The organism is Micromonospora sp. NPDC048170 (assembly GCF_040652795.1).
In the GTDB taxonomy this organism is placed as follows: domain Bacteria; phylum Actinomycetota; class Actinomycetes; order Mycobacteriales; family Micromonosporaceae; genus Micromonospora.
This window is the reverse complement of sequence record NZ_JBEZMR010000001.1, coordinates 148603-168952: the sequence shown is the minus strand read 5'-3', so window position 1 is coordinate 168952 and position 20350 is coordinate 148603. Positions and strand designations below refer to the sequence as shown.

The following is a 20350-nucleotide window of genomic DNA, read 5'->3' as shown; positions in this document are numbered from 1 at the left end:
TGACCTCCTCCGTCGTACGGGCCAGCCTATGCGTGCGGCGCCGGTTGGTTCAGAGTTGGCGGATGGCGGTGGAGTCGAGCCGGAAACCGATCGTGCGGTCCACGATCCGGTCCACCAGGTCCGCCTTGCGTAGCCCGCTGACGCCGCGCAGCTCCAGGCTCGCGGCGAGCGCCCGCAGGTCGCGGGCCGCCCAGCCGGCGAGGTACGCCGTACCGTCGTCGCGGCGGGACATGGCCGCCAGGTCGGCCCGGGCGCGGGCCGGATCCGGCCCGGGCGCCGCCCGACGGGCGGGTGGGGCGGCCCGGCGTGCCTGCGGAGTGCCCTGTCGGGCGGGGGAGGTGGCGCGGGCGGCGGGTGCGGCGGTCGGGCCCGTGCGGAGGGCGACCCGGTCGGACGGCGGGTCGGCCGCAGCCGCGTGGACCGGTACCACCGCGAGCCGGGCCCGTCCCTCGGTCAGGGCGGCGAGGTCGGCGGCGGGCAGCCCTCGCAGCAGCGCGGCCACCAGGTCGGCGACGTCGCGGGCGGGGCCGGTCACGCCCCGACCCGCTCGGGCTGGAGGTGGTCGAGGAACTCGGTGGCGAGCTGCCGCAACTCGTCGCGGACGGCCGGGGTGGCGATCCGGTCGCGGAGCACCACCGGCACGCCGCGCGGGGCGTTCGTGGCGAACGCGGTGACGTTCTCCCGCAGTGCGGTGGGGAAGACCGGCAGGCCGAGCGCCCGGACCTGGTCCATGTAGCCCTGGTGGGCGGCGATCGGCCGCTGCGCCATGAGGTGGATCATCGTGAACACCACGCCGGCCACGTCGGGGGCCACCTTGTGGTGCCGGCGGGTGGTGGCGAACCGGCGGGCGTCGGCGTTGTACTGGTCGACCAGCTCCCGGACGTTGCCGTGCAGGTAGTCGATACCCAACGTGGACAGGTAGTCCGCCTTCGCCGGGATGAGCAGGTGGTCGCTGGCGATGATGGCCGACTGGGTGACCACGTTGAAGTTCGGCGGGCAGTCGATGAGCACCATGTCGTAGCCGCCGAGCGCGTCGTCGTGCAGCCCCTCGGCGAGGGAGCCGCGCACCCGGAACAGCTCGGCGTCGTACCCGTCACCGTCGGCCACGGCCCGGGCCAGCGCCAGGTCGATGTCGACGAGCTGGAGGTGGGACGCGATCAGGTCGAGACGGCCCGTGCCGGTGAGTCGCGCGTTGGCCGGGCCGGGGGAGACGACCAGCTCGCCCAGGGTCGTCGCGGGGGTGTCCCCGCGCAGGCCGTCGTACCAGCGCTTGACGGTCCGGCCGTCGCGCAGCCGGTCCCGCCAGTCGTCGGGGTCGTAGAAGCCGAACGTCAGGCTGGCCTGCGGATCGAGGTCGATCAGCAGCACCTTCATCCCGCGGTTGGCCAACTCGGCACCGAGATTGGCGGTCACGGTGGTCTTACCGACCCCACCCTTGTAATTGATCACGGACACGACGTACACGTGGCACCTCCCCAGACGGGGAACGGTAGCGGGCGATGGATCTTGCGCCGAATCCGCTGCCGGGTCGGCGGCGAGCCGATCACGAGATCGGCGGGTCGAGCCGCCGGAACCCGTGCCGTCGACCTCCTGTCCGGCGCCGGCTCCCGGCATGCGTCGAGGCGCCCTCGGGTGGGGGCGAGACTGTTAGAGTCTGCGCTGCTCCTGGACCGGCGTGGGGAGGGATCGATGCTGGTGCCGTTCCGCGACGCGCTCTCGCAGATGCTCAAGGCGCGCTTCCCGGTTCTCTACATCGAGTCGTCCGAGGAACAGCGGGTGGTCGCCGAGGTCTGCGCCGTCGCCCGGGACGCCACCGTCGTCCGCACGCCCCGGGCGGTGTGGACCTGGTCGCTGACGACGGGGCTCGTGGAGCCCGACGGCACCGCCCGTAAGGGCACCACCGACCCCGGCGACGCGCTGGCCGCGGCGCTGCGCGTCGACCATCCCAGCGTGCTGATCTTCAAGGACCTGCACCCGGCGCACGGTGGCGGCGACCGGCCCGGCACCCCCGGGGTCGTCCGCCGGCTGCGGGACGTGGTGGCGGCCTTCAAGTCCGGCCCGGTGCCGCGCACCCTCGTCCTGATCTCGCCGGTGCTGCACATCCCGGTGGAGCTCGAGAAGGACGTGACGATCGTCGACTTCCCACTGCCCACCGAGACGGAGATCCGGCGGGTGCTGGACGGCATGATCGCCGCCAACTCCACCAGCGGCCGGATCCGGATCGCGCTGGACGACCTCGGCCGGGAACGGTTCGCCAAGGCGGCCCTCGGGCTCACCCTGCACGAGGCGGAGAACGCGTTCGCCCGCGCCATGGTCAACGACGGGGTGCTCGACGGCAGTGACCTCGCCGTCGTGCACGAGGAGAAGCGGCAGACCGTACGCAAGTCGGGGCTGCTGGAGTTCGTCGACGCCACGGTCGACCTCGCCGACGTCGGTGGGCTGGAGAACCTCAAGCGGTGGCTGGCGAAGCGGGACGGTTCCTGGCTGGCCGAGGCGGCGGCGTACGGGCTGCCCGCGCCCCGGGGCGTCCTGATCACCGGCGTGCCCGGCTGCGGCAAGTCGCTGACCGCGAAGGCGATCGCCTCGGCGTGGGGACTGCCCCTGCTGCGGCTGGACGTCGGCCGGGTCTTCGCCGGGCTCGTCGGGTCCAGCGAACAGAACATGCGCACCGCCATCCGGACCGCCGAGGCGACCGCACCCTGCGTGCTGTGGGTCGACGAGATCGAGAAGGGCTTCGTCGGCGGGGTCGGCGACTCCGGCACCTCCGCCCGGGTCTTCGGCTCCTTCCTGACCTGGATGCAGGAGAAGGCCCGGCCCGTCTTCGTCATCGCGACCGCCAACGACTTCGAGCGGCTGCCCCCGGAACTGCTCCGCAAGGGACGCTTCGACGAGATCTTCTTCGTCGACCTGCCGACCCGCGCCGAGCGGGCGTCGATCTGGCGGGTCCACCTCGCCCGGCGGCTGCGCAACCCGGCCGTCGCCGGTGCCCTGACGCCCGACGACGCCCTGCTCGGCGAACTGGCCGCGCTCAGCGAGGGCTACTCGGGGGCCGAGATCGAGCAATCCGTCGTCGGCGGGCTCTTCGACGCGTTCGCCGAACGGCGCCCGTTGCGCCGCGACGACCTGGTCCGGGCCCTGGTCAGCATGGTGCCGCTCAGCGTCACCCAGGCGGAACGCATCGATGCCGTACGCTCCTGGGCCGACGCCCGCGCCGTCGCCGCCACCGCCGCCGAGGACTGGGACCTCGGCGGCCGCCCCGGCGACCCGGGCGGTTCCCGCCCCGGCGGCCCCGGGCAGCAACGAGGGCAGGGCGGACGGGCGGTCGAGTTCTAGTGTGTGCGTCGACACGAAGGGAAGGTCGTTGATGAGCGTCTCACTGATACTCCTGCCGCTGGCCGTCGCCGCTGTCGCCGCGACACACGCCGCCACCGCCGGGCAGGACGGGGAAGGCCGCGTCGTCTGCGAGGTGCAGACCCGGATGCGGGACGAGACGCTGCTCGTCGCCGCGGTCCGCGACACCGGCGCGGCGGTCACCGCCGCGCAGGGCGAGATCACCGCGGAATGGGCCGGCGCGCGTGCCACCTTCCGGCGTGGCGAGGACGGCATCTGGTCGGCGCACTTCACCGGCGAGGTCGACGAGCAGCGGGCCGTCGAGGCGGTCCGGGCGATCGACGCCGCGTACGGGCGGCAGGTCCAGCGGGCCGTGCTGGAACGGCTGCGCGAGCAGGCGCCCGCCGCCGGGCTGCGGCTGGAGTCCGAACAGGTCACCGAGGACGCGAGCGTCCGCCTGGTGTTCGCCGTCGAGGGCAGGTCGTGATGGGCGGGCAGCCGCGGATCGTGGTCACCGTGACCAGCGAGGGCGTGGTGAGCGCCGAGACCAGGGACGTGTTCGGCGAAGGCTGTCTCGACTACGTCGCCGTGCTGGAGGACCTGCTGGCGGCCCGCACGGTGCACAGCGCCTACACCGCCGACCACGACCGCGCCGCCGTGCCCGTGCGGCAGGAGCAACGCGATGTCGAACGCGCCTAGCCCCGGCTGGCCGCCCCCGGCCGCCCCCCGGCAGCGCGCGATGTGGCAGGTGCTGCACAGCTGGTGGCTGCTGCTGCCCGTCCTCGGGTTCACCTGCCTCGGCGGCTTCGGTTTCATCTACGTGGGCCTGCGGGCCCGGCGCGCGGCGTGGTGGATCCCCGGCATCCTCTACACCCTGGTGGGCTGGGCGACGATCGTCGTCGTCGGCGAGTCGGAGAAGGGCAGCACCGCCGGCGACTGGGGGGCCGGCGCGTTCATCGCCGTGTGGATCGCCAGCATCATGCACGCCGCGCTGATCAATCCGGCGTGGCTGCGCTGGCTCGCGGACCGTCGTGCCAGGTACTCGGCGACGTCGTGGCCCGGCAGCGCGTACCCGCTGGCTCCCCTGCCCGGCATGGCCCCCGCCGGCCCGATCACCGGTCCCCACCCGGGCATGTCCCCGCCGTACCCGGGCATGTCCGTGGCGTATCCGCCCGGTTCGCCGGGATATCCGCCTGCTGCGTATCCGCCCGGGTACCTGTCGGCGTCCCCGGCCTATCCGTCGGTGTCGCCGGCACACCCGTCCGCGCCACCGGCCTATCCGTCGGTGGCGCCGGCGCAGCCATCCGCGCCGCCGGCCCACCCGCCGGGATATCCGTTTCCGCCGGCAGCCGACCCGACGATGGCGCCGTACCAGCCGGTCGACCACTTCGGGTCCGGGCCGGTCGCGACGCCCGCGTCTCAGCCGGCCCGACCGGCCGGCGGGCAGCCGGCCCCAGGGCTGATCGATGTCAACGCGGCCGGGCCGGGCGAACTCGCGGCACTGCCCGGCTTCGACCCGCAGCGCGCCTGGCAGGTGCTGGCCGAGCGGGAACGGCGCGGGTCCTTCGGCAGCCTGGCCGAGTTCGCCGCCGCCGCCAACCTGGCCCCCCACGAGTACGCGCGCCTGCGCGACATCCTGGACTGCGTTCCGCCCGCGGGGCCGCCGCACGGGCAGCCGCCAGCCGGCCGGGTCCTCGATGTCTGACGGTCCACCGACACCGGCCCGGTCCGAACCGCCCGGGGGCCTGCCCCGCCCGCCGGCCGGGGCGGCGGGGGTGCCGGTGGCCCGGTTCCTGGCCGCCACCCGAGCCGAGGGGCCGGGCGAGCGGACCGCCGTCTGGGTGCAGGGCTGCGCCATCCGCTGCCCGGGCTGCTTCAACCCGCACCTGTGGAGCTTCCGGGGCGGTGAACGGATCCTCCCCGCCGACCTGACCCGCCGGGTGCTCGACGCCGGCACCGAGGGGCTGACGCTGCTGGGCGGCGAGCCGTTCGACCACGCCGCCCCGCTGGCGGCCGTCGCGGCCGGGGTGCGCGCCGCCGGGCGTTCGGTGATGACCTTCACCGGCTACACCACCGCCCAACTGGACCGGGCGGTCGACGCCGGCCGGGACGACGTGGCGGCGCTGCTCGCGGCGACGGACCTCCTCGTCGCCGGGCCGTTCCTGGCCGACCGGATCGACACGCGGCGGCCCTGGGTGGGCTCGACCAACCAGGAGTTCGTGCTGCTCGGCAACCGTTTTCCGGGCCTGCTCGACGAGGTGTCGCACAGCCCGGACCGGGTGGAGGTGACCGTGGACGCCGCCGGCGGAATCGCGGTCAACGGCTGGGCCGAGGTCGACGTCCTCGACGAGCTGCTGGCGTCGGTGACCCGCCCCCGGACCCGGCGGGCCGACGCCGGGCGCCGCTAGCCGCCGAGGGCGTGGCTGACCGCGCCGGACACGTACCAGCCCCACCGGGAAAGCTCACTCGGCGATCGGCAGCACGACCTCGTTGTGGCGCAGGAACCACGGTTTCCAGGGCCGGTCGAAGCGGGCGTACCGGACCGCACCGGCGGGGCGCAGCCCGGCCGCGGTGACCGCGCGGCCCAGCGCGATGGCCCGCCGGTCGAACGCCTCCGCCGTCGAACGGCCCGCGAAGCGCACCGCGGCGGCGAGCTGCTCCGGAACCACCCGGGTGTGCACCCGCGGGTCCACCGGCTCGGGCAGCGTGTCGGGGGTGAAGCCCGACGGCATGACGAGCCACGCCAGCCAGTGGTCCGGCCGGTCCCCCTCCTCCTGCACGAACGGGGCCGTCAGCTTGATCGTCTCCGGGCCCGTCCCCCGCGCGATCGCCCGCCGGGAGCGGTTGGCGCCGTCGACGTACGCGCCCAGCGGCCCGAAGGCGTCCAGGGCGGCCCGCTCGAACGCGCCCTCCGCCCGCACCTCGGCGACCAGGTGTGCCGGGTATCGGCGCAGCTCGAAGCCGGGGTGCCGGGCCACCACCCGGTACGGCTGCTGCTCGGTCATCGCGCGCTCCCCGTGCCCCGGGCCCCGTCACGAGCAACGCTACCGGCCGTCGCCCTCCGGCTCAGCGGAAGTCGCGTCCTGCGGCCGGGGACGCGGGGCGGCCCGGGTCGGCCGCCAGTACTGCCGTTTGCCGTCGTCGCGGATCACCACCCCGGTGCGGGCCAGCTCGTCGCGCAGTTCCCGGGCCTCGCCGGCCTTCTCCCTGTCGAGTGCCCGCTGGCGGGCCCGCAGCAGCGCGTCCGCACCGGTCGGCAGCCCGGGCAGGTCCGGCACCCACCGCCGGTACGCGTCCCGGTGCGGGTCGCCCTCCGTCCACGGCCAGCCGTGCGCGCGGAAGGCGTCGCGCAGCCGGTCGACGGCCAGGTCCGACCGTTCCCGCACCAGCTCCTCGTCGCCTGCGCCGAGCAGCACCAGATCCTTGCCGTCGACGAAGACGGCGCGCACCGGCCGCCGCTCGACCTGCCGGTCGGCGCGGTCGCGGCGCAGCCGGACCCGTTCGGTGCCGACGGTGACGGCGAGCCGTTCGGCGGTGCCGACACCGGCGACCAGCAGCCCGCCCAGCGCGCCGACCGCCAGCCCGCCGATGCCGGCCTGCGGGTCGGGCAGCCCGGCGACCAGCTCGAACAGGCCCTGCGCCGGGGCCCAGGGCAGCCCGGCGATCCACCCCGCGCCCGCGGCGAGCAGCCACCCGGCACCCGCACCGAGCGCCGGGAGGCCGCCCCAGAGCACCACCAACTCCGCCACGCCGCCGTCGACGACGGTGGGGGTGCCGTAGCCGTCCACCGTCAGGACACCTCGCGCCGCAGCGTGCGGACCAGCCCCGCGAACAGGGGTAGGGCGAGCCAGACCAGCAGCGACACCGCGAGGCGCCCCCACTGCTCGGCGGTGACGTTGGGGGTGAACAGCGGTTCCATGGTCTGGCCCGTGTCCAGCCAGCCCGCCGGCCCGCGCAGCGGCCGGATCATCCCGCCGAGGATCGACCAGAGGGTCGGCAGCAGCAGGTACCCGACGATGGCCAGCGGAGTGTTGAGCAGCAGCAGGCCGAAACCGGCGCCCATCAGCACGCTGGCCACCTGGAGCACCACGGCGTGCAGCAGCAGGGCCCACTCCAGGCGCCAGGTGCCGGCACCGCCGGTGGCCGGGGCGACCAGGGTGCCGACGGCGGCCAGGCCGAGGCTCACCAGCACCGACGCCAGGGCGGCCAGCACCATCGCCGCCAGCTTCGCGACGATCACCCGCCCCCGCCGGGGCACCAGGGCGAACGTGGTCAGCGCCGTGCGCTGCGACCACTCGCTGGTGATCGACAGGATGCCCAGCACCGGCAGCAGCAGACCGATCGGCAGCAGCGACGGGACGAAGAAGTTGGCGAAGGTCTGATCGGCGTCGTCTGCCCAGACCAACTGGACCACCACCAGGGCGGCGGCGACCAGCCCGATGGTGATCAGCAGCCAGAGCCCGGCCCGCGTGTCGACGAACTTGCGCAGCTCCACCCCGGTGAGCCGGAGCAGCGACGGTCGGCGTACGCCCTCGGGATCACGGCGGGGGGCGACGGCGGGTGCGGGTGCGGTGGTGGTCATCGGACGGCCTCCTTGGTCGACGCGCCGGCGGTCAGGGTGAGGAAGAGCTGTTCCAGGCCGCCGCTGCCGGCGGCCCGCAACTCGGTGAGGGCGACGCCGGAGTCTGCGGCGGCCTGCCCGACCGTGTCGGCGTCGGCGCGGACCAGCAGCCCCTCGGTGCCCTCGGTGACCGCCAGCCCGGCCCGGTCCAGCGCGCCGCGCAGCGCCGCGCCGTCCCGGGCCCGGACCAGCGTCCCGCCGCCGGCCAGCAACTCGGCCTTGTCTCCCTGGGCCACGATCCGGCCACCCCCGATGACCACCAGCCGGTCCGCGACCGCCTCCACCTCGCGCAGCAGGTGGGAGGAGAGCAGCACGGTGCCGCCCCGGTCGGCGAAGTCGCGCAGCAGGCCGCGCATCCAGAAGATCCCCTCCGGGTCGAGGCCGTTGGCCGGCTCGTCGAGGATCAGCATCCGTGGGTCGCCCAGCAGCGCGTGTGCCAGGCCGAGCCGCTGCCGCATCCCCAACGAGTACGCCCGGATCCGCCGCTTCGCCGCGACCTCGTTCAGCCCGACCAGGTCGAGCTTGCCGGCGACCTGCCGACGGTCCACGCCCATGGTCGCGGCGGCCACGGCCAGCGCCTCCCGCCCGGTGCGCCCGGCGTGCTGGGCGGAGGCGTCCAGCAGTACGCCCACCTCCCGGCCCGGGTTGGGCAGTTCCCGGTACGGCCGGCCGCCGACTGTGGCGCTGCCGCCGCTGGTCGGGGTGAGCCCGCAGATCATCCGCATGGTGGTGGACTTGCCGGCGCCGTTCGGCCCCAGGAAGCCGGTGACGGTGCCCGGCTCGCAACGGAACGACACGTCGTCGACGGCAGTGTGCCGTCCGTACCGTTTGGTGAGGTGTTCCACGCTGATCATGGCGGTCACGCTGCCGGAGCCACCCGGCTGCCCGCTGCGGCCGACGGTCTCGCACGGCGGCTACCGAAGTCGACGCCGGGTCTCGACTTTGGTAGCTGGCCGGCGTGCCGGCGGGCTGCCTAGCATGGCGGCGTGACCAGCGCCGCCGTGCCCGACCACCCCTGGCTGCTGCCGGGGGCCCTCACCGAGGCGGCCGGGCGGACCCGGCGCACCACCCGCGACTGGCTGGTGGACACGCTCTGTTTCCTGATCGCGATCGGCTTTGCCCTGCTGGCGTTCGAGGACGCCACGTCGTCCGCTCCGCAGTTCGCGTTGAACACCGGCCCGGCCTGGCTGGAGGAGCTCGACTTCGCCTGCGGGCTGGTCGCCGCCGCCGCGCTCTGGGTCCGCCGCCGCTGGCCGGTGGGCCTGGCGCTGGCCAGCCTCCCCCTGGCGACCTTCTCCGTCGCCGCCTCGACCGCGATGCTGATCATCATCTTCACGGTGGCGGTGCACCGCCCGTTCCCGATCGCTGCCGGGCTGGTCGGCGTGCACGTGCTGCTGTCGTTCGCCTACTACGGGCTCCGCCCGGATCCGAGCACGGGGTTCTGGGCGGCGACGCTCTGGACGGTGTTGTTCATCGCCGCCGTGCTGGCGTGGGGGATGTTCGTCCGGGCGCGGCGGCAACTCGTCGTGTCGCTGCGCGAGCGGGCCGAGCGGGCCGAGGCGGAGCAGCAGCTGCGGGTGGCGCAGGCCCGGCACCTGGAGCGCACCCGGATCGCCCGGGAGATGCACGACGTGCTGGCGCACCGGATCTCGCTGCTCAGCCTGCACGCCGGCGCGCTGGAGTTCCGCCCCGACGCGCCGCCGGAGGAGGTGGCGAGGGCGGCCGGGGTGATCCGGGGCAGCGCCCACGCCGCGTTGCAGGACCTGCGCGAGGTGATCGGGGTGCTCCGCACGGAGACCCCCGGCGAGCAGGACCCGGAGCGCCCGCAACCCACCCTGGCCGACCTGCCCGCGCTCATCGAGGAGTCGCGGGAGGCGGGGGTGCGGGTCAGCGTCCGTGAGGTCGTCGTCGCGGCGGAACGGCTGCCGACGGCGGTGGGGCGCAGCGTCTACCGGATCGTGCAGGAGGGGCTGACCAACGCCCGTAAGCACGCCGCCGGGGCCTCGGTCGCCGTCGACGTGGCCGGTACTCCCGGCGACGGGCTGACCGTGGAGGTCCGCAACCGGTGGCCGGTCGGTGGCGTCGCCGGCCCGGAGATACCCGGCACCGGCACGGGCCTGGTCGGTATCGCCGAACGGGTCAGCCTGGCCGGTGGGCAGCTGGAGTACGGGCGGGACGACTCGGGCGACTTCCGGCTGGCCGCCTGGCTGCCGTGGCCGGCATGACCGGGCCGGCGACGGCGTGGCCCGGTCCCACCCCGGACCGGCCGGTGCGGGTGCTGGTGGTCGACGACGACGCGCTGGTCCGGGCCGGCCTGTCGATGATCCTCGGCGGGGTGCCGGACCTGCACGTGGTCGGGGAGGCCGCCGACGGCAGCGAGGTGCCCGCCGCCGTGGCCGCCTGCGCGCCGGACGTGGTGCTGATGGACATCCGGATGCCCCGGCTCGACGGACTCGCCGCCACCGAGGCGCTTCGCGCGTCGCCCGACCCGCCGGAGGTGCTGGTGCTGACCACCTTCGACGCCGACGAGCAGGTGCTTCGGGCGCTGCGGGCCGGGGCGGGTGGCTTCCTGCTCAAGGACACGCCGCCGGCCGAGATCGTGCGGGCGGTGCGCCGGGTGGCGGCGGGGGAGGCGACGCTCTCCCCGACGGTGACCCGCCGGCTGATCGACCACGTGACCGGTCCGGGCACGGCGGGTGGCTCCGACCCGCGCCGGGAGCGGGCGTTGCGGCAGCTCGCCGGGCTCAGCGAGCGGGAGCGCGAGGTGGCGGTCGCGCTCGGCCGGGGCCGGACGAACGCGGATATCGCCGCCGAGCTGTTCATGAGCGTGGCGACGGTGAAGGCGTACGTGTCGAAGCTGCTGGTGAAGCTCGACCTGAACAACCGGGTGCAGGTGGCCCTGCTGGTCCACGACGCCGGCCTCGTCTGAGCGGCACGCCGTGACCGGGGCACGACGGCGGCCCGGGCGGAGGTGGGAACCCCGTGCCCGGGCCGGCGTCGTCACCTGTCCGGCCGACCGGCTCAGTTGTTGCCGGCGCCGATCCCGCAGTCCGGCGCGGACCAGGTGGTGGTGTTCGGGACGTTGTCGCTGTTGTTCTCCCGCCGCGAGTCCACGTGCACGTGGTCGTCGTGGTCCGGGTAGCCCGGCCCGAAGATCCCGCTGAAGCCCCGGTTGCGGGCGTCCCGGGCGACCTGGCACAGCGACTTCGTACGCGACACCACGTCGGCGGCGTTGCCGTAGAGGTGCTGGCTGTCCGACGCCCCGCCGACCTGGTTGTTGCAGGCGCGGCTGCGGAAGCCGCTGCTGACGAGGATCGGCTTGTCGCCGAGGCTGCGCCGCATCGCCTCCAGCTTCCACATCGTGCGCAGCGCGTTCTGCCTGGTCTGGGCGGCGGAGAGCGGACCACCGGTCCAGCCTCCGCGACCGCAGCCGTCGTCCATCTCACTGAAGCTGAAGTGCCGTGGCGTGCAGTCGTTGTCCTGGAGTTCGTAGAGCTTGCCGTACGTCTGCGGTCCGGCGACGCCGTCGGCGCGCAGCCCGTACGCGGCCTGGAACCGCTTGACCGCGGCGGCGGTCTTCGGCCCGTAGCGACCGTCGTTCTCCACGATGTCCCGGTTGCCGGCCCACCCGGCCACCCGGATCTGCAACTGACGGACGTCGTCGCCGGAGCGCCCCTGGTAGAGGTTGCGCTTCCACGTGTAGCAGCCGTCGGCGTGGGCCGCTGGCGCGGCGACCACCGTGGCGACAGCGGCTGCCGGCAACGCCAGGGCGAATGCGACAGCCGCCCGTTTCAGGGTGTTTACGCGCACAGAAGTCCTCCCGATAGGAGTGTGAATGGGGTGGCATCCCGGGACATCGGCCTGGCCGTCCCGTCATTTCCACCCTGGCAGGCCCGCAGGCCGTTCGGGGCAATTAATGAGAATTGTCCTCACGATTTGCCGTTCCTGGGCATTGCCTGGGAATTACCCCGAATTGCGAAACGCCCATTGCTCGGCAACCGACGACAGGAACGCGCGAACGGCGCGGAAAGTCGCAGCTCAGCACGCCGAGGGTGATGTTCTCCCACTGGCCCGACCCGGTAACGTCAGCGCCGGCGGGACCGGGAGGGGGCGGAATGGCACGTGGCGGCGTCTTCTGCATCGAGGGCCAGTGGCACCGGGACCTCAACGAGCGTGGTTCCGTCCTGCCCACCCTCGAACTGCTCGAACGGCTCGGGAAGATCCGCTTCATCCACAAGGACGCGGCCACCCGCGACGAACTCTTCTACTTCGTCGACCGCTGGCTGCTCAAGCAGTACGCCGACCACCGCGTCGGCTTCTTCGCGATGCACGGCGAGCCGAGCCGGCTCTGCCTCACCGACTGGGAATCGGTGGCGCTCGTCGATGTCGCCGAGCTGATGGCGGGTCGCTGCGACGGCCGGCGGCTCTATTTCGGCAGCTGTTCGGTGCTGCGGGCCTCCGACGCGGTGCTGCGGGACTTCCTCGACGCCACCGGGGCGGCACTGATCTGCGGGTACACCCGCGAGGTGGACTGGGTCGAGTCGGCCGCCTTCGAGACCGTCCTGCTCGACGTGCTGGCCAACGGTCAGCGTCACAACGCCGCCGAACTGCGGATGGGCTCCGCGCACTGGGCGCCGCTCGCCTCGTATCTCGGCTTCCGGGTGATCTACGCCAACGGCCGGGCCTGGCGACCCTCCGTCCGGCCCCGGGTGCCCGCCCAGCCCGCCGCTGGCCGCGCCGCCGCACGACCCCGGTGAGACCGGTGCGCCGCGGCTGCCCTCAGTACGCGGCGGTGAAACGGCGGTTCTCGTGTTGCGGATCCTCGATCTCGTCGACGATCGCCACCGCCAGGTCCTCGTAGCTGAGCACCGAGCGGCCCTCGCGGTCGGTCACCGGCTGGTCGCCGCCGGTCCGGTAGTGCCCGGTGCGCTCGCCCGGGTGGAACTCCAGCGGCGGCGGCGAGACGTACGTCCAGCTCACCCCGTCGGCCGAGGAGCGGTAGAAGTCGAGTGCGTCGGCCTGGCCCAGCGCCGCCTCGCGGTATTCGTCGGGGAAGTCCGGCTCGTCGAGGTAGCGGGTGCCCTTCGGCGTGAGCAGGGTCGACCCGCCGCCCACGTGGATGATCCGGGGCGCGGCCGGCATCCCCCGCAGCGCGCCGACCAGGTTGCGTGCCGCGTCGAGCCAGAGACCGTGTTCGCCGCCGCCGACCGCCACCACCATGGCGTCCGTGTCGGGCGCCAGCTCCCGTACGCTCCGCTCGCTGGTGGCGTCCCCGGTGACCACCGTGACCGCCGGCGGCAGGTACGAGGTGGCCTCCGGGCGGCGCACCGCCGCGGTGACCCGGTGCCCCCGGCCGACCGCCTCGGCGGTGATCCGCGAGCCCGCGGTGCCACCCGCGCCGAACACGACGATGTTGCTCATGGCCGACCGCCTCCCGTCCTGCCCGACGTGTTCCGCCTTCAGGCTATTGACCGGGCCGGCCGACCGGTGCCGTTACCGCGATCCCGGGCTCAGTCGACCAGGGCGGAGTAGACGAGCTGCCGAAGCTGGGGCCGGATCGGGTGGGTGCTCGACGGCATGAGCTGGGTGAAGAACAGGGCCGTGACCTCCTCCGCCGGGTCGACCCAGAACGCCGTGCTCGCCACCCCACCCCAGTAGTACTCGCCGACGCTGCTCGGCACCCGGCTCGGCACGGGGTTGTCGACCACGGCGAAGCCGAGTCCGAAGCCGATCCCCTCGAGGGTGGTCTCGGAGAAGCCGCCGGCGGAGAGGGTCTCCAGGTCCTGCCCGCCGGGCAGGTGGTTGCGGGTCATGAAGCGCACGGTGCGCGGCCCCAGCAGGCGTGCCCCGCCCAGCTCGCCGCCGCGCAGCAGCATCTGGGTGAACCGGTGGTAGTCGGCGGCGCTGGAGATCAGCCCCCCGCCGCCGGAGAGCAGCAGCGGCTTCTCGTACGCCAGCGCGCCCAACTGGTCGTAGCGCAGCGCGCGGCCGGTGCGCGGGTCGGGCGCGTAGAGAGCGGCGAGCCGCTCGGCGACGTCGCCCTCGGCCCACCAGTGCGTGTCGGTCATGCCCAGCGGGCGGAAGATCCGGTCGGCGAAGAAGGCGTCGAGGCTCTGCCCGGAGACCACCTCGACCAGCCTGCCGAGCACGTCGGTGGCGACCGAGTAGCCCCACGCCGTGCCGGGCTGGAACAGCAGGGGCAGCTCGCCGAAGGCCTGGCAGGCCGTCGCCAGGTCGACGTCCGCCGGCGGGTACAGGTCGTAGCCGGCGGCCCGGTAGATGCCGTCGACCACCGAGGTCTGCATGAAGCCGTACGTCAGGCCGGCGGTGTGGGTGAGCAGGTGCCAGACCCGGATCGGCTCGATCGCCGGCACCGTGTAGGGCTTGAGCGCCGTGCCCTTGGAGTAGACCCGCAGGTCGGCGAACTCGGGCAGCCACCGGCTGATCTCGTCGGTCAGCTCGAAGCGGCCCTCCTCCCACAGCATCATCGCGGCGACGGAGGTGACCGGCTTGGTCATCGAGTAAATGCGCCAGAGCGTGTCCGCCTCGACGGGTGCGCCCGCCTCGGCGTCGCGCAGCCCGTACGTCGACGAGTGGGCGATCTCGCCGCGACGGGTGACCAGCACCTGGAAGCCGGCGAGACGGCCGTCGTCGACGTACCTGCCGAAGTGCTCGTCGATGCGCGCCAGGCGCGCCGGGTCGAAGCCGATCTGGTCCGGGTCGATGCTGCGTGCCACACTCACGCCGCCGAAACTACTAGCCGGTACGCCCCGTTGGAAGGGGCGGGTCGCGATGTCGGGCCTGGCCGATAGCCTGGCCCGATGCCCGAACTGACCGAGGACGCGACCTTCCGCAACGAGGACTGGTACGGCGAGGAGCTGGTTGACCGGCACTTCGTCCGCTGCGAGTTCTTCGACGTCGACCTGACCGAGGCGGTCAGCCGGGGCGCGGTCTTCGACGGCTGCACCTTCGGCAACGTGAGATTCAACGCCTCCCGGCACACCGACTCGGCGTTCACCCGCTGCGACTTCCAGCGGTGCAACCTCTTCGAGGCGGAGTTCACCGGCTGCAAGCTCGTGGGCAGCAGCTTCGCCCAGTGCGACCTGCGGCCGATGACGGTTACCGGCGGCGACTGGTCGTTCGTCGCGCTGCCCGGCGCCGACCTGCGCGGCGTCCGCATCACCGACGTCCGGATGCGCGAGGCGGACCTCACCGGGGCCAACCTGACCGGGGCCACGGTCACCGGCGTCGACCTCTCCGCCGCGCAGCTGCACCGTTCCCGGCTGTCCGGGGCCGACCTGCGCGGCAGCGATCTGACCGCGCTCGACCCGACGGCGGTGGAGCGCGCCGGGGCGATCGTCGACGCCGCGCAGGCCATGGTGATCGCGCAGGCGCTCGGCTTCGAGATCCGCTGAGGAAAGCTGACGTGGGTTGTCCGGATTGCCTGCCAGGCTGAGCGGCATGACATGGTGGGACGACCTCGTCCGCGAGGAACCCGAGTTCGCCGAGCGCGTCAGGGCGCGCTTCGCGGTACGCAGACACGGCACGATGGCGACGCTGCGCCGCGACGGCTCGCCCCGGATCAGCGGCACCGAGTTCGAGTTCGGCGCCGGGCACCTGCGGCTGGGCAGCATGGCGGGCGCGGTCAAGGCGCTCGACCTGCGCCGCGACCCACGGGTGGCGCTGCACTGCCCGACCGAGGACACGCCGGAGGACGACCCGGGATCCTGGGACGGCGACGCGAAGATCGCCGGGCGGGCGCACGAGGAACCACCGGCCGAGGACGGCTCGCACCGGTTCCGGGTCGAGCTGACCGAGGTGGTACTGACCCGGGTGGGCGACCCGCCGGACCACCTCATCATCGAGAGCTGGCATCCCGGTCGGGGCCTGCGTCGCCGACGACGGGACTGAGCCGGCCGTCGCAGGCCCGCCACCGCCGTCGGGATCGATGTTCGCGGTGACCGGCTTCCCTGCCGTGGGCGGCCGGGCGGCGTCGTTCGCCCGGCGACCGGCCGCGGCCCGGAGTAGCGTGGTCGCCGACCGGATGCGCGATGGCGAACGGGAGGGCTCATGACGTCGAGCGAGCAGGTGCTGGACAGCCCGCAGGACTGGGTGGCAGACCACATCCGGCGGTACGTCGAGACCGACGGCGCCGAGGGGCACGAGTGGCGGCCCGGGGTCTTCACGCTGCTGCTGACCACCAGGGGCCGGCGCAGCGGGAAGCTGCGGCGCACCGCGCTCATCTACGGCCGCGACGGCGACGCCTATCTGGTCGTCGCCTCGCAGGGCGGCGACCCGAAGCACCCGGCCTGGTATCTCAACCTGCTCGACGAGCCGCTGGTCGAGGTGCAGGTGGGCGCCGAGCGGTTCACCGTGCGGGCGCGTACCGCCACGGCGCAGGAGAAGCCGCGGATGTGGTCCACGATGGCCGGCATCTGGCCGGCGTACGACGACTACCAGGCGAGGACCGACCGGGACATCCCCGTCGTCGTGCTCGAACGCGCCTGACCTGGGCGGCCGGACGCCGTTACCTCACGGGTAATCGACGCCGGGCGGGTGCCGGCGGAAGACTCGGCGTACCGCCCCGGTGATCCGGCCGGGCGGACCGGCTCCAGGAGGACACATGCCCGCGTTCGCGCTCGCACAACTGCACGATGTCCCGATGAACGAGGACATTCTCACCTACCTCGAGCGGATCCAGGCCACGCTGGACCCGTTCGAGGGCCGGTTCCGGGTGCACGGCGCGACGGTCGAGGTCCGGGAGGGGGACTGGCCGGGCAGCGTTGTCATCGTCGAGTTCCCCGACCTCGACCGGGCCCGGGCCTGGTACGACTCGCCGGCGTACCAGGAGATCCTGCCGTTGCGCACCCGGCACATCCCGGGCGCGGTGCTGTTCGTGGACGGGGTCGCTCCCGGCTACGACGCCAGCCGGACGGCCGCCCGACTGCGCGCGCAGGTCGCCGGCTGACCCGCGGCTGCGCCCGTCGGGGCAGTTTGTCCGTCGCGCTGTGTCGCGCATTCCGTAACTTTCTGCTGTCCGCCTCCGACCATCCCCTGTGGAGGCTCGACCGATGCACCGGCGGGGCCCCCGCACCGGGCCCCGCCGGCCCGTCAGCAGGCGTTCGGCTTCACCCAGGCACACTCCAGGCCCTCCGGGACCCGAGGGGCGGTGGGCGCCGTCGGGAGCGTGGCGCGCGCGCCGGTCACGTCCTTCCCGGTGTACGAGGCCAACGCGATCGCGATCTGGTCCTCCAACGTCTTCACCGACGAGGCCAGGTAGTTGTTGAGCAGGATCGAGAACGCCAGCATCCGCCCGTCGGCGTCGGTGACGTAGCCGGAGAGGCCGGAGACGCCGGTCAGGCTGCCGGTCTTGGCGTGCACGTTGCCCGCCGCCGGGGTGCCCCGCATCCGGCTGCGCAGCGTCCCGCCGACGAACCGGTCCGCCTCGCCGGCGATCGGCAGGGCCGCGTACCAGGTGGCGAACCAGGGCTCCGCGCGGACGGCGGTGAGCAGGTCCACGAACTCGTCGGCCGGGATCAGGTTGCGCCGGGAGAGCCCGGAGCCGTCCCGCTGGCGCAGCGTGCCGGTGTCCATCCCGGCGTCGGCGACGTACTCGCTGATCGCGGTCAGCCCGGCCGACCAGGTGCCGGATCCGGAGAGCACCCGGCCGATCTCCTTGGTCAGCACCTCGGCGTGCCCGTTGTTGGAGAGCTTGAGGAACGGCACCATCAGCTCGGCCAGGGGCATCGAGCGGTGTCGCGCCACCTCGGCCGCGCCCTCCGGGGTGGCCTGGCCGAGCACCGTCCGCCCGAGCACCCGTACGCCGTGCTTGCGCAGCGCCGAGCGGAAGATGTCGGCGGCGTAGCCGGTGGGCTCCCAGACGCTGACCCAGTCGCTCGCGGAGGCGGCGCCGAGCGCGATCTGACCGGTGACCACGACCGTGTTGTCGCCGTGCCCGCGCTCGAAGGAGAGCGAGGTCTGCCCGTTCGCGACCGTCTCGGCCCGGTTGTCGATCTTCAGGTAGCGGGTGGCCGGGGTGGTGGTGACGACCGGGCGTGCGCCGGCGGTCGCGCCGGGGGCGGCGTGGACGATGACGGTGCCCGCGTCGTAGTCGGTGTCCGGCGCCACGGTCAGCGCGGAGACCTGCGCGGCGTAGTAGTACGGCTCGTCGTCCCAGGTCCAGTCCGGGCCGAGGCGGGTGTCGTCGTAGCGGGTGTCGTCGGCCACCAGGTTGCCGGTGACGACCCGTACGCCCGCGGCGGCGACCTGTGCGGCCAGCGCGTCGTAGTCGGCGGCCAGCATGGTCGGGTCGCCGCCGCCGCGCAGGTAGAGGTTGCCGGAGACCAGGCCCGCGTGGCGGGTGCCGCTGGTCCGCACCTCGGTGCTGAACCGGTGCCCCGGCCCGAGCAGCTCCAACGCCGCCGCCGACGTCAGCAGCTTGGTGTTGGAGGCGGGCATCAGGCGGCGCTCGCCGTTGCGGTGGTAGACCGTCTCCCCGGTGGTCGCGTCCTTGACCACCACCGAGGCCTGGGCCCCGGCCAGCCGGCTGTCGGCGAGGATCGCGTCGATGGTGGCGTTCAGGCGGGTCGCCGAGGGGGTCGGGGACTCGGCGGTGGCGGTGGGCGCGCCCGCCGTGGCCGCTGCGGCGACCAGCGCCACCAGCGCCAGCGTCCTGGGGAGGAGACGACGATGCATGGGGAGATGCTGCCACGCAGGTATCTGCCAGAAAAGACCGTCGATGGAAAGAAAATTTTCCGTCCCACGGGCACGGTGGCGGCATCCCCACCGGGCGGGCTGTGAGCGACGAGACGCCCGCCGGCGGGCAGCCGGACGGGTCCGGCGGTGTTGTACCCGGCATGGAACCCGTCGACGTGCTGGTGATCGGGGCCGGGCAGGCCGGCCTCTCCGCAGGGCACCACCTGCGCCGGGTCGGGTTCGCCCCCGGGGACGGCTTCGTGATCCTCGACGGTGGCGACGGACCGGGCGGGGCGTGGCGGCACCGCTGGCCCACGCTGCGACTCGACCGGGTGCACGGCTTCCACGACCTGCCCGGCCTGCCCTTTCCGGCGGCCGGGCCGGACCGGCCGGCGGCCGAGGTGGTCAGCGCCTACTTCGCCGCGTACGAGCGCGAGTTCGACCTGCCGGTGCGGCGCCCCGTACGGGTCCGGGAGGTGCGCGACCGGCCCGACGGCCGGCTGGCCGTGCACACCGATCACGGTTCCTGGACCGCGCGCGCCCTGGTCAACGCCACCGGCACCTGGACCCGGCCGTTCTGGCCGCACTACCCCGGCCGGTCGACCTTCCGGGGCCGGCAGTTGCACACGGCCGACTACCGGGGGCCGGCGGAGTTCGCCGGCAAACGGGTCGTGGTGGTGGGCGGCGGGACGTCGGCCGTCCAACTGCTCGCCGAGGTCTCGGCCGTCGCCGCCGGCACCACCTGGGTGACCCGGCGCCCGCCCGACTTCCGCGACGAGGAGTTCACCCCCGAGCGGGGGCGCGCGGCGGTGGCCCTGGTCGACGCGGCGGTACGCGCCGGCCGGCCGCCGACCAGCGTGGTCGGGGTGACCGGCCTGCCGCTGACGCCGGAGCTGCGCCGGCTGCGCGAGCGCGGTGTGCTGGACCGGTTACCCGTCTTCGACCGGATCACGCCCGACGGGGTGGCCTGGGACGACGGGCGGTTCGTGCCCGCGGACGTGATCCTGTGGTGCACCGGCTTCCGGGCCGCGTTGGACCATCTCGCGCCGCTGCGGCTGCGCGCCCCGGGCGGCGGTATCACGATGGACGGCACCCGGGTGGTCGCCGACGAGCGGATTCACCTGATCGGGTACGGCCCCTCGGCGAGCACGATCGGCGCCAACCGGGCGAGCCGCGCGGCGGTACGCGACATCCGGGCCCGGCTCGCCCGGACCGCCGCCGCGCACTGACCCGGCTCTATTTGACGGATCCCCCGGCAGGGGGCAACGTAGGCCGTGGAGGGGCCCTCAGCTGCCCCGAAGCGCGACGGCGATGTGCGTGTCGCCCTTCCATCGCCTCCCACGTGCGCTCGTCCGCGGGCCGATCACCGGTCCCGTACCGCGAATCCGAGAATCCACGAGGAGTTCCGCCATGCTCACCATGACCGACAACGCCGTGCTGGTGATCCGAGACCTCGCCACCCAGCAGGACGTCGCCGAGGACGGCGGAGTGCGGATCGCCGCCGACGCCGACGCGGGCTCGCTCACCGTCGAGTTGGTCGCCGAACCGGTCGAGGGCGACCACGTGGTCGACAACCAGGGCGCCCGGATCTTCCTGGACTCCGACGCCGCCGACCTGCTCGGCGACGCGTCGGTGGACGCGAGCGTCGACGACGAGGGCATCGTGCAGTTCGGGTTCACCGAGAAGGAGTGACGGCGGGGGCGT

The 20350-nt window shown here is 73.9% G+C and carries 24 protein-coding genes; 14 read left to right on the top strand and 10 right to left on the bottom strand.

Features of this window, described 5'->3' with window-relative positions; translation table 11 throughout:
- Positions 1-49: 49 nt before the first annotated feature.
- The gene (locus AB0D32_RS00685; RefSeq protein WP_357082615.1) at positions 50-535 is read right to left on the bottom strand and encodes a Rho termination factor N-terminal domain-containing protein; all 486 of its coding nucleotides are present in this window, start codon (positions 533-535) and stop codon (positions 50-52) included.
- Positions 532-1464 carry an AAA family ATPase gene (locus AB0D32_RS00680; RefSeq protein WP_357082612.1) on the bottom strand — a complete coding sequence of 311 codons (933 nt, stop codon included), beginning with the start codon at positions 1462-1464 and terminating at the stop codon, positions 532-534. The genes AB0D32_RS00685 and AB0D32_RS00680 overlap by 4 nt, the downstream gene beginning before the upstream one ends.
- A gap of 225 nt (positions 1465-1689) precedes the next feature.
- Between AB0D32_RS00680 and AB0D32_RS00675 the strand changes: the two genes are divergently transcribed.
- From AB0D32_RS00675 to AB0D32_RS00655, 5 genes are read left to right on the top strand one after another with little or no spacing between them, the layout of a single operon-like run.
- Positions 1690-3333, top strand: coding sequence for an AAA family ATPase (locus tag AB0D32_RS00675; RefSeq protein WP_357082609.1), 1644 nt, complete (start codon positions 1690-1692; stop codon positions 3331-3333).
- 31 nt (positions 3334-3364) lie between these two features.
- Complete coding sequence (locus AB0D32_RS00670) at positions 3365-3817, top strand: hypothetical protein (RefSeq protein WP_357082606.1); 453 nt, start codon at positions 3365-3367, stop codon at positions 3815-3817.
- The gene (locus tag AB0D32_RS00665; protein ID WP_357082603.1) at positions 3817-4029 is read left to right on the top strand and encodes a DUF2997 domain-containing protein; all 213 of its coding nucleotides are present in this window, start codon (positions 3817-3819) and stop codon (positions 4027-4029) included. Before AB0D32_RS00670 ends, AB0D32_RS00665 begins: the two co-directional genes overlap by 1 nt.
- The gene (locus AB0D32_RS00660; RefSeq protein WP_357082600.1) at positions 4013-5035 is read left to right on the top strand and encodes a helix-hairpin-helix domain-containing protein; all 1023 of its coding nucleotides are present in this window, start codon (positions 4013-4015) and stop codon (positions 5033-5035) included. Before AB0D32_RS00665 ends, AB0D32_RS00660 begins: the two co-directional genes overlap by 17 nt.
- Complete coding sequence (locus AB0D32_RS00655; RefSeq protein WP_357082597.1) at positions 5028-5738, top strand: 4Fe-4S cluster-binding domain-containing protein; 711 nt, start codon at positions 5028-5030, stop codon at positions 5736-5738. The genes AB0D32_RS00660 and AB0D32_RS00655 overlap by 8 nt, the downstream gene beginning before the upstream one ends.
- Before the next feature lie 54 nt (positions 5739-5792).
- On the opposite strand, the gene AB0D32_RS00650 is transcribed toward AB0D32_RS00655, so the two are convergent.
- Genes AB0D32_RS00650 through AB0D32_RS00635 form a run of 4 tightly spaced genes read right to left on the bottom strand, consistent with a single transcriptional unit; the run spans position 5793 to position 8805 of the window.
- Positions 5793-6335 carry a heme-binding protein gene (locus AB0D32_RS00650; protein ID WP_357082594.1) on the bottom strand — a complete coding sequence of 181 codons (543 nt, stop codon included), beginning with the start codon at positions 6333-6335 and terminating at the stop codon, positions 5793-5795.
- A 39-nt stretch (positions 6336-6374) separates the two neighbouring features.
- Positions 6375-7118 (bottom strand): hypothetical protein, encoded by a 744-nt coding sequence (locus AB0D32_RS00645; RefSeq protein ID WP_357082591.1) that lies wholly within the window; start codon positions 7116-7118, stop codon positions 6375-6377.
- Between the two features lie 2 nt (positions 7119-7120).
- Positions 7121-7912 carry an ABC transporter permease gene (locus AB0D32_RS00640; protein ID WP_357082588.1) on the bottom strand — a complete coding sequence of 264 codons (792 nt, stop codon included), beginning with the start codon at positions 7910-7912 and terminating at the stop codon, positions 7121-7123.
- Complete coding sequence (locus AB0D32_RS00635; protein WP_357082585.1) at positions 7909-8805, bottom strand: ATP-binding cassette domain-containing protein; 897 nt, start codon at positions 8803-8805, stop codon at positions 7909-7911. The genes AB0D32_RS00640 and AB0D32_RS00635 overlap by 4 nt, the downstream gene beginning before the upstream one ends.
- A 132-nt stretch (positions 8806-8937) precedes the next feature.
- Between AB0D32_RS00635 and AB0D32_RS00630 the strand changes: the two genes are divergently transcribed.
- Together AB0D32_RS00630 and AB0D32_RS00625 are read left to right on the top strand one after the other, a co-directional pair.
- Positions 8938-10176, top strand: a complete 1239-nt coding sequence (locus AB0D32_RS00630; protein WP_357082582.1) for a histidine kinase — start codon at positions 8938-8940, stop codon at positions 10174-10176.
- On the top strand, positions 10155-10880 hold the full coding sequence (locus tag AB0D32_RS00625) for a response regulator transcription factor (RefSeq protein WP_357084140.1): 726 nt from the start codon (positions 10155-10157) through the stop codon (positions 10878-10880). The genes AB0D32_RS00630 and AB0D32_RS00625 overlap by 22 nt, the downstream gene beginning before the upstream one ends.
- Positions 10881-10972: 92 nt before the next feature.
- On the opposite strand, the gene AB0D32_RS00620 is transcribed toward AB0D32_RS00625, so the two are convergent.
- The gene (locus AB0D32_RS00620; protein ID WP_357082579.1) at positions 10973-11761 is read right to left on the bottom strand and encodes a D-Ala-D-Ala carboxypeptidase family metallohydrolase; all 789 of its coding nucleotides are present in this window, start codon (positions 11759-11761) and stop codon (positions 10973-10975) included.
- Positions 11762-12066: 305 nt separating this feature from the next.
- Between AB0D32_RS00620 and AB0D32_RS00615 the strand changes: the two genes are divergently transcribed.
- On the top strand, positions 12067-12708 hold the full coding sequence (locus AB0D32_RS00615; protein ID WP_357082577.1) for a hypothetical protein: 642 nt from the start codon (positions 12067-12069) through the stop codon (positions 12706-12708).
- Between the two features lie 22 nt (positions 12709-12730).
- On the opposite strand, the gene AB0D32_RS00610 is transcribed toward AB0D32_RS00615, so the two are convergent.
- Together AB0D32_RS00610 and AB0D32_RS00605 are read right to left on the bottom strand one after the other, a co-directional pair.
- Entirely contained in the window at positions 12731-13372 is a 642-nt protein-coding gene (locus AB0D32_RS00610; protein ID WP_357082574.1) for an NAD(P)H-binding protein, read from the bottom strand.
- Positions 13373-13461: 89 nt separating this feature from the next.
- Positions 13462-14694 (bottom strand): serine hydrolase domain-containing protein, encoded by a 1233-nt coding sequence (locus tag AB0D32_RS00605; protein ID WP_357082571.1) that lies wholly within the window; start codon positions 14692-14694, stop codon positions 13462-13464.
- A gap of 78 nt (positions 14695-14772) precedes the next feature.
- On the opposite strand from AB0D32_RS00605, the gene AB0D32_RS00600 reads away from it, so the two are divergent.
- The 4 genes from AB0D32_RS00600 to AB0D32_RS00585 all read left to right on the top strand — a co-directional run bounded on the left by AB0D32_RS00600 (position 14773) and on the right by AB0D32_RS00585 (position 16919).
- Positions 14773-15366 (top strand): pentapeptide repeat-containing protein, encoded by a 594-nt coding sequence (locus tag AB0D32_RS00600; RefSeq protein ID WP_357082569.1) that lies wholly within the window; start codon positions 14773-14775, stop codon positions 15364-15366.
- Between the two features lie 46 nt (positions 15367-15412).
- Positions 15413-15862 (top strand): pyridoxamine 5'-phosphate oxidase family protein, encoded by a 450-nt coding sequence (locus tag AB0D32_RS00595; RefSeq protein ID WP_357082566.1) that lies wholly within the window; start codon positions 15413-15415, stop codon positions 15860-15862.
- A gap of 159 nt (positions 15863-16021) precedes the next feature.
- On the top strand, positions 16022-16459 hold the full coding sequence (locus AB0D32_RS00590; RefSeq protein WP_357082563.1) for a nitroreductase family deazaflavin-dependent oxidoreductase: 438 nt from the start codon (positions 16022-16024) through the stop codon (positions 16457-16459).
- A 115-nt stretch (positions 16460-16574) separates the two neighbouring features.
- Positions 16575-16919 (top strand): DUF1330 domain-containing protein, encoded by a 345-nt coding sequence (locus AB0D32_RS00585; protein WP_357082560.1) that lies wholly within the window; start codon positions 16575-16577, stop codon positions 16917-16919.
- A 143-nt stretch (positions 16920-17062) separates the two neighbouring features.
- Here the strand turns inward: AB0D32_RS00585 and dacB are convergent, their stop codons facing one another.
- On the bottom strand, positions 17063-18646 hold the full coding sequence (dacB, locus tag AB0D32_RS00580; protein ID WP_357082557.1) for a D-alanyl-D-alanine carboxypeptidase/D-alanyl-D-alanine-endopeptidase: 1584 nt from the start codon (positions 18644-18646) through the stop codon (positions 17063-17065).
- Between the two features lie 161 nt (positions 18647-18807).
- Here dacB and AB0D32_RS00575 point away from each other — a divergent pair, with 161 nt between their 5' ends.
- Together AB0D32_RS00575 and AB0D32_RS00570 are read left to right on the top strand one after the other, a co-directional pair.
- A complete protein-coding gene (locus AB0D32_RS00575; protein ID WP_357082554.1) occupies positions 18808-19875 on the top strand; it encodes an NAD(P)-binding domain-containing protein in 1068 nt (355 codons plus the stop codon).
- Positions 19876-20056: 181 nt separating this feature from the next.
- Entirely contained in the window at positions 20057-20338 is a 282-nt protein-coding gene (locus AB0D32_RS00570; RefSeq protein WP_357082551.1) for an adhesin, read from the top strand.
- The last annotated feature ends 12 nt before the right edge of the window (positions 20339-20350 follow it).